This is a genomic window from Ruegeria sp. AG1 (assembly GCF_056541705.1).
In genome coordinates this window covers 110,535-124,383 of record NZ_JBQFYU010000013.1, presented here as the reverse complement: position 1 = coordinate 124,383, position 13,849 = coordinate 110,535, and the positions used below count along the sequence as shown (strand labels likewise).

The 13,849-nt window shown below is 60.4% G+C and carries 14 protein-coding genes; 11 read left to right on the top strand and 3 right to left on the bottom strand.

Translation table 11 applies throughout. From position 1 onward, the window contains the following. Nucleotides 1-74: 74 nt before the first annotated feature. Together hemH and ACR0B5_RS19025 are read right to left on the bottom strand one after the other, a co-directional pair. Nucleotides 75-1,124, bottom strand: a complete 1,050-nt coding sequence (gene hemH / locus ACR0B5_RS19030) for a ferrochelatase (protein WP_480542601.1) — start codon at nucleotides 1,122-1,124, stop codon at nucleotides 75-77. 56 nt (nucleotides 1,125-1,180) lie between these two features. Beyond that, on the bottom strand, nucleotides 1,181-2,011 hold the full coding sequence (locus ACR0B5_RS19025; protein WP_480542599.1) for a class I SAM-dependent methyltransferase: 831 nt from the start codon (nucleotides 2,009-2,011) through the stop codon (nucleotides 1,181-1,183). Here ACR0B5_RS19025 and ACR0B5_RS19020 point away from each other — a divergent pair. The 4 genes from ACR0B5_RS19020 to ACR0B5_RS19005 are packed head-to-tail and all read left to right on the top strand — an operon-like array spanning nucleotide 1,992 to nucleotide 4,337. After that, nucleotides 1,992-2,756, top strand: a complete 765-nt coding sequence (locus ACR0B5_RS19020) for a double zinc ribbon domain-containing protein (RefSeq protein ID WP_480542597.1) — start codon at nucleotides 1,992-1,994, stop codon at nucleotides 2,754-2,756. The genes ACR0B5_RS19025 and ACR0B5_RS19020 overlap by 20 nt on opposite strands. 38 nt (nucleotides 2,757-2,794) lie before the next feature. Next, the gene (grxC, locus tag ACR0B5_RS19015; protein WP_170379965.1) at nucleotides 2,795-3,052 is read left to right on the top strand and encodes a glutaredoxin 3; all 258 of its coding nucleotides are present in this window, start codon (nucleotides 2,795-2,797) and stop codon (nucleotides 3,050-3,052) included. Then, complete coding sequence (locus ACR0B5_RS19010) at nucleotides 3,052-3,882, top strand: carbon-nitrogen hydrolase family protein (protein WP_480542595.1); 831 nt, start codon at nucleotides 3,052-3,054, stop codon at nucleotides 3,880-3,882. Before grxC ends, ACR0B5_RS19010 begins: the two co-directional genes overlap by 1 nt. Before the next feature lie 14 nt (nucleotides 3,883-3,896). Beyond that, nucleotides 3,897-4,337 (top strand): MarR family winged helix-turn-helix transcriptional regulator, encoded by a 441-nt coding sequence (locus ACR0B5_RS19005; RefSeq protein WP_170379967.1) that lies wholly within the window; start codon nucleotides 3,897-3,899, stop codon nucleotides 4,335-4,337. 397 nt (nucleotides 4,338-4,734) lie between these two features. Here ACR0B5_RS19005 and ubiG read toward each other — a convergent pair whose 3' ends face one another. Then, complete coding sequence (gene ubiG / locus ACR0B5_RS19000) at nucleotides 4,735-5,481, bottom strand: bifunctional 2-polyprenyl-6-hydroxyphenol methylase/3-demethylubiquinol 3-O-methyltransferase UbiG (protein ID WP_480542593.1); 747 nt, start codon at nucleotides 5,479-5,481, stop codon at nucleotides 4,735-4,737. Nucleotides 5,482-5,530: 49 nt separating this feature from the next. Between ubiG and pip the strand changes: the two genes are divergently transcribed. The 7 genes from pip (at nucleotide 5,531) to ACR0B5_RS18965 (ending at nucleotide 13,839) form a co-directional block, all read left to right on the top strand. Next, nucleotides 5,531-6,508 carry a prolyl aminopeptidase gene (gene pip, locus ACR0B5_RS18995; protein ID WP_480542591.1) on the top strand — a complete coding sequence of 326 codons (978 nt, stop codon included), beginning with the start codon at nucleotides 5,531-5,533 and terminating at the stop codon, nucleotides 6,506-6,508. Continuing rightward, on the top strand, nucleotides 6,505-7,323 hold the full coding sequence (locus ACR0B5_RS18990; RefSeq protein WP_480542589.1) for an ABC transporter substrate-binding protein: 819 nt from the start codon (nucleotides 6,505-6,507) through the stop codon (nucleotides 7,321-7,323). Before pip ends, ACR0B5_RS18990 begins: the two co-directional genes overlap by 4 nt. A gap of 160 nt (nucleotides 7,324-7,483) precedes the next feature. Beyond that, nucleotides 7,484-8,074: a ribosome maturation factor RimP gene (gene rimP, locus ACR0B5_RS18985; RefSeq protein ID WP_170379971.1), complete on the top strand. Its 591-nt coding sequence runs from the start codon at nucleotides 7,484-7,486 to the stop codon at nucleotides 8,072-8,074. Next, the gene (gene nusA, locus ACR0B5_RS18980) at nucleotides 8,074-9,684 is read left to right on the top strand and encodes a transcription termination factor NusA (protein WP_480542587.1); all 1,611 of its coding nucleotides are present in this window, start codon (nucleotides 8,074-8,076) and stop codon (nucleotides 9,682-9,684) included. The genes rimP and nusA overlap by 1 nt, the downstream gene beginning before the upstream one ends. Before the next feature lie 23 nt (nucleotides 9,685-9,707). Then, nucleotides 9,708-10,331 carry an RNA-binding protein gene (locus ACR0B5_RS18975; protein ID WP_425084209.1) on the top strand — a complete coding sequence of 208 codons (624 nt, stop codon included), beginning with the start codon at nucleotides 9,708-9,710 and terminating at the stop codon, nucleotides 10,329-10,331. 8 nt (nucleotides 10,332-10,339) lie between these two features. Further along, nucleotides 10,340-12,814: a translation initiation factor IF-2 gene (infB, locus tag ACR0B5_RS18970; RefSeq protein WP_170470980.1), complete on the top strand. Its 2,475-nt coding sequence runs from the start codon at nucleotides 10,340-10,342 to the stop codon at nucleotides 12,812-12,814. A gap of 260 nt (nucleotides 12,815-13,074) precedes the next feature. After that, complete coding sequence (locus ACR0B5_RS18965) at nucleotides 13,075-13,839, top strand: caspase family protein (RefSeq protein ID WP_480542585.1); 765 nt, start codon at nucleotides 13,075-13,077, stop codon at nucleotides 13,837-13,839. The last annotated feature ends 10 nt before the right edge of the window (nucleotides 13,840-13,849 follow it).

Below are 13,849 nucleotides of genomic sequence, written 5' to 3'. Positions count from 1 at the left end.
TCGACGAGCAATATCCAGAGAAAAGGCGGTGGAGCTTTCCACCGCCTTTTTTCATGACCAATTGTCGGGGCTGGTTAGTCCAGCCAGCCGTTCAGATTGTCTTCGATGATCTTGCCCAAAGCGGCGATATGCGAATCATGGTCATTGAGGCAGGGGATATAGGTGAAGTGTTCACCGCCAGCCTCTTCAAAGCTTTCCTTGATCTCTTCGTTGATCTCTTCCAACGTCTCGATGCAATCGGCCGAGAAGGCCGGCGCAATCACGGCGATGTTCTTTTTGCCTTGCTTCGCCAGATCGGCCACGTGGTCGACTGTATAGGGCTTCAACCATTCCTCAGGGCCAAAGCGCGATTGAAAGGTTGAAACCAGCTGATCGTCCGACCAGCCAAGCCGCTCTTTCAGCAATCGTGAGGTCTTGACGCATTGGCAGTGATAGGGATCGCCCTGTTGCAGATATCGTTCAGGCATCCCATGGTAGGAACAGACCAGAACATCAGGCTTGGTCTCCATCTTGGCATAGGCGCTTTCGACGGATTGGGCCAATGCCTCGATATAGGTGGGTTCGTCGTAATAGGCGGGCACCGTACGGCTGGCAGGTTGCCACGGTTCCTCCATCAGGCAACGGAAGAACTGATCGTTGGCCGTTGCCGTCGTGGCCCCGGCATAGTGCGGATAGAGCGGGAAGAACAGGATGCGGTCGCAGCCTTCCGCCACCATATTCCGGACCTTGGATTTGGTAGACGGATTGCCGTAGCGCATGCAGAAATCGACCATCACCTGATCGCCATAGCGAGCCTGCATCGCACCGCGCAGCTTGGCGGTCTGTTCCTTAGTGATCGTCATCAGCGGGCTTTCGCCCTTGTCGTGATTCCAAATGGACTTGTAAGCCTCACCCGAGCTGAAGGGACGCTTGGTCAGGATGATCGCCTGCAGAATCGGCTGCCATTTCCACGCCGGATAGTCGATCACTCGGCGGTCCGAGAGGAACTCGTTCAAATAGCGGCGCATTGGCCAATAGCTGTAGTGATCGGGCGTGCCTAGGTTGGCCAGCAGGATGCCCACGCGCCCCAATTTAACCTTGGGGTGGTCGGCTGGTGCATGCACGGGGCGTGTGGCGTCAAACATTTTGGTCTTCCTGCATTTTCTAGGTCTGGCCTGAGATAAGGGGAAATGTCCGGTCGTCAATCGGACAGTTTACCTTCATCTGTACCAAGGGCTTCGGCAAGGCGCATCCGGGCGGATCCGGGGCGCAGCGGTTTGGGTTGGCTATCGTCGGGCGACCAGCCGGTCAGGCAGATCAGCTCGAACGTGGCGGGGAGGCGGCCTTGAGGCGTTGCGAAATGTTCTGCGTAGATGCTCTGCGCGCGTTCGAACACTTTGCGGCGGGTCGCGGTTTTCAATCGGTTGGTCAGCACGTTGGTCTCGGCCATTGCGCGCAGGTCCTGCATCAGATGGGTCAGGTCACGATATTCCGCCGTCATAGGCACCGCATCCGCCACCGGCAGCGCCAACCCCGTGCGTTGCAGCAGAGCGCCTAGATCCCGCAGCTCTCCCATCGGAGCGATTCGGGGGCTGAGGCCACCGGTCACCTCAATCTCGGCCTGCCCCAGGGCGGCGCGCAGCTGATGTAGGGTTTCTCCGCCCAGACAGACGGTCAGAAGCAACCCGTCTGGGCGTAAGGCGCGGTGACATTGGATTAGCTGGCCGACCGGGTCATTGGCCCAATGCAGGGCCATCGCGTGGACCACCAGATCATGCGTGCCGGGCGTAAGCTCCAGCGTTTCCTCATCCGCCACGAGTGTCGCGCCGGTCAGGGCATCCTGCCAGATATGCGCAAACGGGGTCACAATCGCGGGCGCTGTAAAGGTTCTGTTAACCATGCTCAGCCGATCCTGCACCTCGTCGACAGCGGCGCGGTGCAGGAACAGGGCCTCATCCTTAGCCCGCGCGCGGCGGTGGCGCAGGGTGGCTCGGTCGAACAGAGAGGGTGCATTGGACGCAGGCATTTTCATACCCCGCAGGTATCGCATTTGGCCCCGAGTTCAAACAGCGTTGCACCTGATCTATCCCCCACGTTGCATGAGTTGCGGAGAGCTGACCGAATCCGACTTTGGCCTGTGTGCCACATGTTGGCGGGACACGCCGTTCATCGGCGGCACGGTCTGCGACAGTTGCGGCATGCCCGTCCCCGGCGAAAGGGACGGCTTTCGGATCGACTGCGACGATTGCCGTAAAACGCCGCGTCCGTGGCAGGACGGGCGCGCGGCGTTGCTGTATAAGGGGCGGGCGAAATCTATGATCCTGGCCTTGAAACATGGCGACCGCCCCGAACTGGCCAAACCCGCCGCGCGCTGGATGGCGCAGGCGGGCCGAGAGGTTCTGAAGCCCGACATGTTGATCGCTCCGGTTCCGCTGCACTGGTCCCGTCTGGTGAAACGGCGATACAACCAATCGGCGCTTCTGGCACAGCATCTGGGGCGCGAGACAGGGTTAGAAATCTGCCCAGACCTGCTGGTGCGAACGGCGCGCACCCCGGTTCTGGACGGCAAGACCGCCGCTCAACGGGCCGAGGCACTGGATGGGGTCATTGCGACGCATCCCAAACGGGATCAGCGCATCAAAGGGCGCAATATCCTTTTGGTGGATGACGTGATGACATCGGGTGCGACGCTCGCAGCCTGTACGCGCGCATGTCTTGCCGCGGGGGCAAATCATATTTTCGTGTTGGTGCTGGCGCGCGTTGCCAAGGATGCCTAATTCGCACAAGATTGTGTGAAACCCGAAGGGACGGATTTATGAAACCTGTTGAAATCTACACATCGCCTCTGTGCGGCTTCTGCCACGCGGCCAAGCGCCTGCTGAAGCAAAAGGGGGTCGAGTTCAAGGAAATCGATGTGCTGATGCACCCCAAGCGCAAGCCTGAGATGATCAAACGTGCCGGCGGCAAACGCACCGTGCCGCAGATCTTCATCGGCCCCGATCACGTGGGCGGCTGTGATGACCTCTATGAGCTGGATCGCCAAGGCAAGCTGGACCGTCTTCTGGCGGCGTGATGAAGACTGCTCTGCTGCAAATCACCTCGTCGGACGATCCGGCTGCGAATCTGCAAATGGTGCGTGCCATGATGGCCGAGGCCGCCGAGCAGGGCGCGCAGTTCATCCTGACCCCCGAGGTCACGAATTGCGTGTCTAACAGCACCACCCGGCAGCGCGAGGTGTTGCAGCATGAGGAAGACGACACCACTCTGGCCGGTTTGCGGGCGCAGGCGGCTGAGTTGGGTGTTTGGCTGCTGATCGGATCATTGGGGATCAAGACCCATGATGCGGATGGCCGCTTTGCCAATCGGTGCTTCATGATCGACCCCAAAGGGCAGATCGTGGCGCGCTATGACAAGATCCACATGTTCGATGTGCAGGTGACCGAGACCGAAACCTTCCGCGAATCGGCCAATTACCGCCCCGGCGACAAGGCCGTCATCGCCGAGACAGATTTCGGCAAGGTCGGCCTGACCATCTGCTATGACATCCGCTTTCCGCATCTGCATGCCGCTTTGGCGCAGGCCGGGGCGCGGATTTTGACCGTCCCGGCGGCGTTTTCGCCTGTCACAGGGGCCGCGCATTGGGAATCGCTGCTGCGCGCACGCGCGATTGAGACCGGCTGCTGGGTTCTGGCCCCCGCGCAAACCGGCGCCCATCCCAAAACGCGGGGCAAAACCCGCCACACCCACGGTCACAGCATGGTCGTCGCCCCTTGGGGAGAGGTTCTGATCGACGCAGGGACCGATCCGGGCATTCACTTTTTCGAATTGAATGATAGTTCTGTGTCCGAGGCGCGCCGTCGCGTGCCCTCATTGACCCATGTGCGGGCTTTTGACGGCCCCTGAACCAGAACCGGACCATGACAGACGACACCAATGCCCTTGCGGTCACGCTTTTCAGCGAGATCCTGACCGCCGACCAGCTATTGCGTAACCGGCTGAGCCGGGTGCTGCCCAAGGGCATGGAAATCTCGCATTTCTCGGTGCTGAACCATCTGGCCTATGCCGGAGGAGAACGGACGCCCGCGCAACTCGCCAGCACCTTCCACGTGACCCGAGGCGCAATGACCAACACTTTGGCCAAGCTGGAATGGGCCGGCTACATCCACATCCGTCCCGACTGGGACGACGCCCGCCGCAAGATGGTCGCGATCAGCCCCGCTGGCCGCCGCGCGCGCGATCAGGCGATTTCCTCGATTGCTCCGCTGATCAACCGCGTGGTTGGAGAGCTGGGGTTGGAGCGCGTCCGCAGCACGCTGCCCGTATTGAGGGATTTGCGGTTGCAGTTGGAGGGGGAGTAGCGGTGAGAAATGCCACTCTGCACCAGTAATGGATTCTTGAGGGCGCGAGAGGACCTTGCTCAAGTCTGCAGGTTCATATCTTTCGCGAATGGGGCAACCTTTAACTCTCAGAAGAGAATATACGCCAAAATTCCGCCATAGGAATTCGCACGCTAGGCATATAACCATCGACATTGGTTTCAACAGCATGATGACAATATGCGCCTATACCAGCCCGGTTGTCGGAATTGGAGTTCCGGCGTTCTCTTTGATCGCAAGCATGAACACACCAATCGCAATGAGCGCAAAAAATATGCACGCTAAGCCCAAAACGCTTCCTACAAGCGGATTTCGATCATAGAGCGGAAGGAACCATCCAATTGTCCAGTTGCTGATCGGTCGCATATTTGTGCTGAGACTACCCTGGCTTCACACTCGCGGTCACGTAATTCACGCTCAAATCCCGGTCCGAGATCGACCAGCTCCAGAGGATCGGGTTGAACACGAACCCTTTGCGGTCCACCGGCTCCAGCCCGGATTGGCGCAGCAGGTCGAACAGCTCATCGGGGGTGATGAACTTGTTCCACTCATGGGTGCCGCGTGGCAGCCAGCGCATGACGACTTCGGCCCCGAAGATGGCCATCGCATAGGATTTTGGGTTGCGGTTGATGGTCGAACACACCTGTAACCCGCCGGGTTTCAGCAATTGTTGTGTGGCGGTCAGGTAGCTTAACGGGTCGGCGACGTGTTCGACCACTTCCATGTTCAACACCACGTCGAACTGCTCGCCCGCGGCGGCCATGTCCTCGGCGGTGGTGTGGCGGTAGTCGATCTCAAGCCCCGATTGTTCGGCATGGATGCGGGCGACGGGCAGGTTGCCTGCTGCGGCGTCGGCCCCCACGACCTCGGCCCCAAGGCGGGCCATGGGTTCGCTCAGCAGCCCTCCACCGCAGCCGATATCCAGAAGGCGCAGGCCCTCGAACGGCATAGGCGCGGTTAGGTCGCGGTCAAACTCACCCGCAATTTGCTGCGTGATATAGTCCAGACGGCACGGATTCAGCATGTGCAGAGGTTTGAATTTCCCATGCGGGTCCCACCATTCCGCTGCCATCGCCTCGAATTTAGCGATCTCGGATGGGTCGACCGTGTTCGGATGCGCTTGCATTCCTGTCTCCGTGTGCTCTTTTACGTCTTAAGGACTATATAGGGCCATAATGGACAAGTACCCGGACCAAAAGCGCGCAGTGCAATATCTCTACCCGCCGATCGATCCATTTGATCAGCGGTTGGTCAGTGTGGGCGATGGGCACCAGATTTATATGGAGCAAAGCGGCAATCCCGACGGGGTGCCGGTGGTTGTGCTGCATGGGGGGCCGGGCGGTGGCTGCAGCCCTGCGATGCGGCGGTACTTTGACCCACGTGTCTTCCGGGTGATTCTGTTCGATCAGCGCGGCTGCGGGAAATCGCGGCCTCATGCCTCGGTCGAGGACAACACGACGTGGCATCTGGTCGAGGATATTGAGCGGCTGAGGTCGCTGTTAGATATCGACGAATGGACGGTATTTGGCGGCAGTTGGGGCGCGACTCTGGCGTTGATCTACGCGCAGGCGCATCCGGATCGGGTCAGCCGTCTGGTTCTGCGCGGGGTGTTTCTGGCCACACAGGCAGAGCTGGATTGGTTCTACGGCGGCGGCGCGGGCAAGTTCTGGCCCGAGCAGTGGGCCAAATTCACCGCCCTGCTGTCCGAGGAAGAGCTGTCGGATACGATTGCGGCATACAACAAGCGCCTGTTCTCGGGCGACCGGGCAACCGAAGTCCTTTACGGGCGCGCTTGGTCGGCGTGGGAGAACGCTCTGGCGTCGATCCATTCGAACGGATCGACGGGCGAAAGCCCCGGTGAATACGCGCGGGCCTTTGCGCGGCTCGAGAATCACTATTTCATCAACAATGCCTTTCTACAAAAGGATGGGCAGATTCTGGATCAGATGGATCGCATCGCGCATATCCCCGGACATATCGTGCAGGGGCGCTATGACATGATCTGTCCGCCTCAGGCGGCGTGGTCCCTGGCCGAGCGCTGGCCCAATGCTGAACTGAAGATGGTCCGCCATGCGGGCCATGCCCTGTCGGAACCCGGAATAAGTGCCGAACTGGTTCGAATCATGGACCGCGTGGCCGAGGGGGTGGCATGACCCGGATGGACCGCCGTGCTCTGTTCGCCTCGGGTGCCGCCGCTGCGTTGCTTGCGGCCACGGGGGCGTCTTTGGCCGATACTCCGAAGAAAGGTGGCGCGCTGCGGCTGGCGGTTCCGCGCGATGACAGTTTGGAGGAGCTGGCCCGTGGGGCGGTGTTCGATACCCTGACCGAGATTGCACCGGATGGCACGTTGCGCGGAGAGTTGGCGACAGGGTGGCAGACCGAAGACAACGCGCGCGTCTGGCGGTTTGATCTGTGCCAAGACGTCTCGTTCCACGATGGAACGGTGCTGCGTGCTGATGATGTTGTGGCCGTTCTGGCCGAACTTGGTCAGGCCGAGGCCTTGGCCGCTGATCACGTGCGGCTGGAACTGGCCGAGGCCGATCCCGGTCTTCCTTTCCTGCTGGCCGACAGCCGGTTTGTCGTAACCCGCGATGGGCAGGCGGTTACGCCTTTGCATGCGGCCAACGGGACCGGATGCTACCGGGTTGAGCGGGCCGAGGATGGGCGTCATTTCCTGGGCCGCAAAGTTGCCGGCCATTACAAGGACGGTCAGGCCGGTTGGGTCGATACGGTCGAAATCATCGTGATCCCCGATGCGCGTGTTCGGGCCGAAGCTTTGCGCGACGGGTATGTGGACATTGCCGCCCTGCCCGAAAGGGGCGAACTTAAGTCCCAGCGGGGGCTGCGCTACTACCCGAGCGAATCGGATATGGCACTGGCGGTGGCGGCTCAGGTCGGGATGCCGAGGCAGATCGGCAAAGCGACGCTGGATGATGGTCGTATCGCAGAACGGTGGTGGTTGGCGTAAATCCGATCACGAATTGCGCCGGGGGTTGCAGACTCGGGAACTCCTGCGTATATGCAGTTGCAACAGCGGCGCGTTGGACTTCTGGTCCAAGGCTCCACCGGAAAATTCGACGGGCCGCGCGCCCGTTTTTTTGTGCCCGATCGATAGGGTAGAGAACCTGATGACAAACGACCTGATAGCCAAAGCGGCCATTGACCGGCGACTTGCCGAGATCATCACCCCCGTGATCGAAGATCTGGGGTATGAACTCGTCCGCGTCCGTTTGATGAGCGGCAAGCAAACCACGCTGCAGATCATGGCCGACAAGCCCGATGGCGGTATCGAAGTGGATGACTGCGCTGAGATTTCAAACGCCGTCAGCGCCACGCTGGATGTCGAGGACCCGATCCTTGACGCCTATACGCTAGAGGTCTCGAGCCCCGGTATTGACCGCCCTCTGACCCGTCTCAAGGACTTTGAGAATTTCGAAGGGTATGAGGCCAAGATCGAAACTGCCGAGCTGATCGACGGTCGCCGCCGCTTTAAGGGTGAATTGGCCGGGATCGAAGGGGATGAGGTTCTGATCAACATCCCCGAGGGGTCTGAGACGATCACTATCGGTCTGCAATTCGACTGGCTGAGCGACGCCAAGCTGGTCCTGACCGATGACCTGATCAAGGAAATGCTGCGCCAGCGCAAAGACGCCGGTGCCCTGAACGAAAACGCTTTCGACGAGATTGAGACCGAAGGGTCCGAAGAGGAGACGAACTGATGGCAATCACCTCAGCCAACCAGCTGGAGCTGCTGCAGACCGCCGAGGCCGTGGCCCGCGAAAAGATGATCGACCCCGGTCTGGTTGTCGAAGCGATGGAGGAGTCGCTCGCCCGTGCGGCCAAGAGCCGTTACGGCGCGGAAATGGACATTCGTGTCTCCATCGACCGCAAGACCGGCAAGGCGACCTTTACGCGCGTTCGCACCGTGGTCGAGGAAGACGAACTGGAAAACTACCAGGCCGAGATGACCGTCGAGCAGGCACGTCAGTACATGGAATCGCCCGAGGTTGGCGACGTCTTTGTTGAGGAAGTTCCTCCGGTTGAGATGGGCCGTATCGCGGCTCAGTCCGCCAAGCAGGTGATCCTGCAGAAGGTCCGCGAGGCCGAACGTGATCGTCAGTACGAAGAATTCAAGGATCGCGCGGGCACCATCATCAACGGCGCGGTCAAGCGTGAAGAATTTGGCAACGTCATCGTCGATCTGGGCGGTGCCGAGGCGGTTCTGCGCCGCAATGACAAGATCGGCCGCGAAAGCTATCGCCCGAATGACCGTGTGCGTGCATACATCAAAGAAGTTCGCCGCGAGGTTCGTGGCCACCAGATCTTCCTGTCGCGCACCGCGCCGGAATTCATGGCCGAGCTGTTCAAGATGGAAGTGCCGGAAATCTATGACGGCATCATCGAGGTCAAGGCCGTGGCCCGTGACCCCGGCTCGCGCGCCAAGATCGCCGTGATCTCGTATGATGGCTCGATTGACCCTGTGGGTGCCTGCGTTGGTATGCGCGGTAGCCGCGTGCAGGCCGTTGTGAACGAGTTGCAGGGCGAAAAGATCGACATCATTCCGTGGAACGAAGATCAGCCGACCTTCCTGGTGAACGCGCTGCAGCCCGCCGAGGTTTCCAAGGTGGTTCTGGACGAAGAAGCGGGCAAGATCGAAGTTGTGGTTCCCGAGGAACAGCTGTCCCTCGCCATCGGTCGCCGTGGCCAGAACGTACGTCTGGCCAGCCAGCTGACCAATCTGGACATCGACATCATGACCGAAGCCGAGGAATCGGCGCGTCGTCAGAAAGAATTCGAAGCCCGCACCCAGCTGTTCATGGACAGCCTGGATCTGGACGAGTTCTTTGCGCAGCTGCTGGTTTCCGAAGGCTTCACCAACCTCGAAGAGGTTGCCTATGTTGAGCTGGACGAACTGCTTGTCATCGACGGTGTCGACGAAGGCACCGCGCAGGAACTGCAGGCCCGTGCCCGTGACTTCCTTGAGGCGCAGGCCAAGGCCGCATTGGATGCCGCTCGCGCTCTGGGTGCCGAGGACAGCCTTATTGAATTCGAAGGCCTGACACCCCAGATGGTAGAAGCGCTGGCCAAGGATGATGTGAAGACGCTGGAAGACTTCGCAACCTGTGCCGACTGGGAACTGGCCGGTGGCTGGACCACGGTCGATGGTGAGCGTATCAAGGATGACGGTGTGCTTGAGCCGTTCGGCGTAACGCTGGAAGAGGCGCAGGATCTGGTCATGACTGCTCGTATCATGTTGGGCTGGGTTGATCCGGCCGAGCTGGAGCAGGCAGAAGAAGACGTTGAAGCCGAAGAGGAGGCCGAGGCCTGATCTCAGGGCCTCGGGTGGCTGAGATGGGTCGCGGTGGCGTCCATAAGGATCGGTCCGACGGACCTGAGCGCAAGTGCATCGCCACGGGCGAGGTTCAGCCCAAATACGGGCTTATCCGCTTTGTGACGGGGCCGGATGGTCAGGTCTATCCTGATGTCGCGGCGAAATTGCCGGGGCGCGGGGTCTATGTGGCGGCAGATCGCGCAGCGTTGGACAAGGCGGTCAGCAAAAAGCTGTTCTCGCGCGGGTTCAAGGCGCAGGTCTCGGCCCAAGCGGACCTGGCCGATGAGGTCGAAAAACAAGTCGCGCGTCGTGTGGTTGAGCTTCTCAGCCTGGCGCGCAAGTCCGGCGATGCGGTTGCCGGATATGAAAAGGTCAAGACGTGGCTGGACCGGGAAGAGGCTCAGGTACTGATTCAGGCCAGCGATGGTTCGGGGCGCGGCAAGTCGAAACTCAGCACGCCGCACTTCGGAAAATACATCGGATGGCTCACGGCGGACGAGTTAGGGGCGGCATTTGGGCGCCAAACCGTGATTCATGCGGCGCTGGCCTCTGGCGGACTCGCCAAACGTGTTGTAGAGGAAGCGCAGCGCCTGCGTGGCTTGCGCGAAACGGATGACGGCGGCAGGGGCCGCGCGGAAGGGTAAGAAGCTTTATGAGCGATAATGACGGCAAAAAGACATTGGGTCTTCGTGGCGGGGCACGCCCCGGAAATGTGAAACAGAGTTTCAGCCACGGACGCACCAAGAATGTCGTGGTGGAAACCAAACGCAAACGCGTGGTGGTCCCCAAGCCGGGTGCCGGAAAGCCGGGCGGCGGAGCAACGCCCTCGGGTGATCCGTCGCGCCGTCCTGCCGGGATCTCCGACGCGGAAATGGCCCGCCGGATGAAGGCATTGCAAGCCGCCAAAGCGCGCGAGGTCGAAGAGGCCGCCGCCCGTGAGGCTGCTGAAAAGGCGCGTGAAGAAGAACGCGCCCGTCGCCGTGCGGAACAAGAGGCCAAGGAACGCGAACAGCGTGAGGCCGAAGAGAAAGCCCGCGCCAAGGCCGAAGAAGAAGAGCGTAAGCGCCAAGAGGCGGAAGAAGCTGCCAAACGCGCGGCTGCCGCCCCGGCCCCGGAAGAGCCCAAAGCGGCCCGTAGCCCGGCCAGCAAGCCCGCACCTGCGGCTGCTCCGCGCAAACAGGATCGTGAGCGTGAACAGCGTGGTCGTGGCAAAGGCCGTGACGACAACCGCCGTTCGGGCAAGCTGACACTGGGTCAGGCCACCGGTGGCGAAGGCAACCGCCAACGCTCGATGGCTGCGATGAAGCGCAAGCAAGAGCGTGCGCGTCAGAAAGCCATGGGCGGTTCGGTCGAACGCGAAAAGGTCATCCGTGACGTTCAACTGCCCGAGGCGATCATGGTCTCTGAGCTCGCCAACCGTATGGCCGAGCGTGTGGCTGACGTTGTCAAATCGCTGATGCAGATGGGCATGATGGTTACTCAGAACCAGACCATCGACGCCGACACAGCGGAACTGATCATCGAAGAGTTTGGCCACAAGGTCACTCGTGTCTCCGATTCGGATGTTGAAGACGTCATCAAAGAGGTCGAAGACAGCGAAGACGATCTGCAGCCGCGTCCGCCGGTCATCACCATCATGGGTCACGTTGACCACGGTAAAACCTCGCTGCTGGATGCAATCCGCGACGCGCGCGTTGTGGCAGGTGAGGCCGGTGGCATCACCCAGCACATCGGCGCCTATCAGGTGAAAACCGATGGCGGCACCACGCTGACCTTCCTGGATACCCCGGGCCACGCGGCGTTTACGTCGATGCGCTCACGCGGTGCTCAGGTCACGGATATCGTGGTTCTGGTTGTTGCGGCTGACGACGCCGTGATGCCGCAGACGATCGAGGCTATCAACCACGCCAAAGCGGCCGGAGTGCCGATGATCGTGGCGATCAACAAGGTCGACAAGCCCGATGCAAACCCGGACAAGGTACGGACCGATCTGCTGCAGCATGAAGTAATCGTCGAGAAAATGTCGGGTGATGTTCAGGACGTTGAAGTCTCTGCCATCACCGGTCAGGGTCTGGACGAACTGCTGGAAGCCATCGCACTGCAGGCCGAAATTCTGGAACTGAAAGCCAACCCCGACCGCGCCGCCCAAGGCGCTGTGATCGAGGCGCAGCTGGATGTGGGTCGCGGCCCTGTGGCCACCGTTCTGGTTCAGAACGGCACGCTGCGTCAGGGCGATATCTTCGTTGTGGGTGAGCAATACGGTAAGGTCCGTGCGCTGATCAACGACAAGGGCGACCGCGTCAAGGAAGCCGGCCCCTCGGTTCCGGTTGAGGTTCTGGGTCTCAACGGTACGCCCGAGGCGGGTGACGTTCTGAACGTGACCGAGACCGAAGCGCAAGCCCGTGAGATTGCTGCCTATCGCGAGCAAGCCGCCAAGGACAAACGCGCCGCCGCCGGTGCCGCGACCACCCTTGAGCAGCTGATGCAGAAAGCCAAGGAAGACGAAAACGTCACCGAGCTGCCGATTCTGATGAAGGCGGACGTACAAGGTTCGGCCGAAGCCATCGTTCAGGCGATGGAGAAGATCGGCAACGACGAAGTGCGCGTGCGCGTTCTGCACTCGGGCGTGGGTGCGATCACCGAGACGGATGTCGGTCTGGCCGAAGCCTCCGGCGCACCGATCTTCGGGTTCAACGTCCGTGCCAACGCATCGGCGCGGAACACTGCGAACCAGAAAGGTGTCGAGATCCGCTATTACTCGGTGATCTATGACCTCGTGGATGACGTGAAAGCAGCTGCCTCCGGCCTGCTGAGCGCCGAGATCCGCGAAAAGTTCATCGGTTACGCCGAAATTCGCGAAGTCTTCAAGGTCACCGGCGTCGGCAAGGTTGCGGGCTGTCTGGTTACCGAAGGCGTTGCCCGTCGCTCCGCAGGCGTCCGTCTGCTGCGCGACAACGTGGTGATCCACGAAGGCACGCTGAAGACGCTGAAGCGCTTCAAGGACGAAGTGGCCGAGGTTCAGTCGGGTCAGGAATGCGGTATGGCGTTCGAGAACTACGACGATATCCGCGCAGGCGACGTGATCGAGATCTTCGAGCGCGAAGAAGTCACCCGCACGCTGGACTGATCCGGTTCTGCAAGTAAGTTTCAAAACAGCGGCTCAACTTGGGCCGCTGTTTTTTTTGGCACATCGCGATCTACGTCTATTTTTTGGTTCAACGTGTTCCTCGTTACATTCAAGCTATGCAGGGGGCTGTAACAAGTTCGTATATGGACTTTCGAGGCCCGGTCTTGATTTACTGTTGGTCGTGATTGAACGGACCCGCAGCACTTAAGGGCCAAACGAAGAGACCTGCTTCTCTCGTTCGACAGGATTTGGAGATAGATTTGACGCGTATTCTTTCAGCACTCTGCTTTGTCATCACCCTGATCGCCGGGCCCGCATTGGCGCATGAGCGGTTTGCCCTCGTGATCGGGAATGCCGGGTACACAAGTGTCCCGGCCCTCGACAACCCAGTGAACGACGCGCGCTTGATGAGCGAAGAGCTGCGCGGCGTGGGTTTTAAGGTCACGACACTGACGGATGCAAGCCGCGCAGAGATGGAGCAGGAGGTTGAGGCTTTTGCCAGCACCGTGCGCGCAGCGGGGTCCGAGGCTTTGGCGGTGTTCTATTTTGCCGGGCACGGCGTGCGCAGTGATGAGTTCAACTACCTGCTTCCGCTTGGCGTGAACATCCAGTCCGAGGCCGATATTGCAGATCAGGCTGTCCCGGCCGAGTGGGTTCTGGATCGCATTCACACACCTCAGGCTGTGAGTGTCATGATTCTGGACGCGTGCCGCGACAATCCTTTTGGAAGTGAAACGGACGGTGCACTGGATGTCGGCGACGGGCTTGCGCGTATGACAGCCCGCACCAACAACCTGATCGCTTATGCCACCGGACCCGGCGACGTCGCACTGGACGGGACTGGGACCAACAGCCCTTACACAGCAGCCATTGCGCGCGCGATCGGGACCCGAGGTTTAACTCTTGAGCAGATGTTTGATCAGGTGCGCACGGAAGTGATTGGCGAAACGGACGGAGTGCAATCCCCTTGGGCGCGGTCATCCCTGAACATACGGATTGGCATCAAGGACCCGAGTTTGAATTGACAGGGGCCAG

Bases quoted from the DNA above. Each gene is read 5' to 3' on its own strand.
- ACR0B5_RS19010 (WP_480542595.1), top strand. From the start codon at position 3,052: ATGAAGACTGCTCTGCTGCAAATCACCTCGTCGGACGATCCGGCTGCG.
- pip (WP_480542591.1), top strand. From the start codon at position 5,531: ATGGACAAGTACCCGGACCAAAAGCGCGCAGTGCAATATCTCTACCCG.
- ubiG (WP_480542593.1), bottom strand. From the start codon at position 5,481: ATGCAAGCGCATCCGAACACGGTCGACCCATCCGAGATCGCTAAATTC.
- nusA (WP_480542587.1), top strand. From the start codon at position 8,074: ATGGCAATCACCTCAGCCAACCAGCTGGAGCTGCTGCAGACCGCCGAG.
- ACR0B5_RS19005 (WP_170379967.1), top strand. From the start codon at position 3,897: ATGACAGACGACACCAATGCCCTTGCGGTCACGCTTTTCAGCGAGATC.
- ACR0B5_RS19025 (WP_480542599.1), bottom strand. From the start codon at position 2,011: ATGAAAATGCCTGCGTCCAATGCACCCTCTCTGTTCGACCGAGCCACC.
- ACR0B5_RS18975 (WP_425084209.1), top strand. From the start codon at position 9,708: ATGGGTCGCGGTGGCGTCCATAAGGATCGGTCCGACGGACCTGAGCGC.
- rimP (WP_170379971.1), top strand. From the start codon at position 7,484: ATGACAAACGACCTGATAGCCAAAGCGGCCATTGACCGGCGACTTGCC.
- hemH (WP_480542601.1), bottom strand. From the start codon at position 1,124: ATGTTTGACGCCACACGCCCCGTGCATGCACCAGCCGACCACCCCAAG.
- infB (WP_170470980.1), top strand. From the start codon at position 10,340: ATGAGCGATAATGACGGCAAAAAGACATTGGGTCTTCGTGGCGGGGCA.
- ACR0B5_RS18990 (WP_480542589.1), top strand. From the start codon at position 6,505: ATGACCCGGATGGACCGCCGTGCTCTGTTCGCCTCGGGTGCCGCCGCT.
- grxC (WP_170379965.1), top strand. From the start codon at position 2,795: ATGAAACCTGTTGAAATCTACACATCGCCTCTGTGCGGCTTCTGCCAC.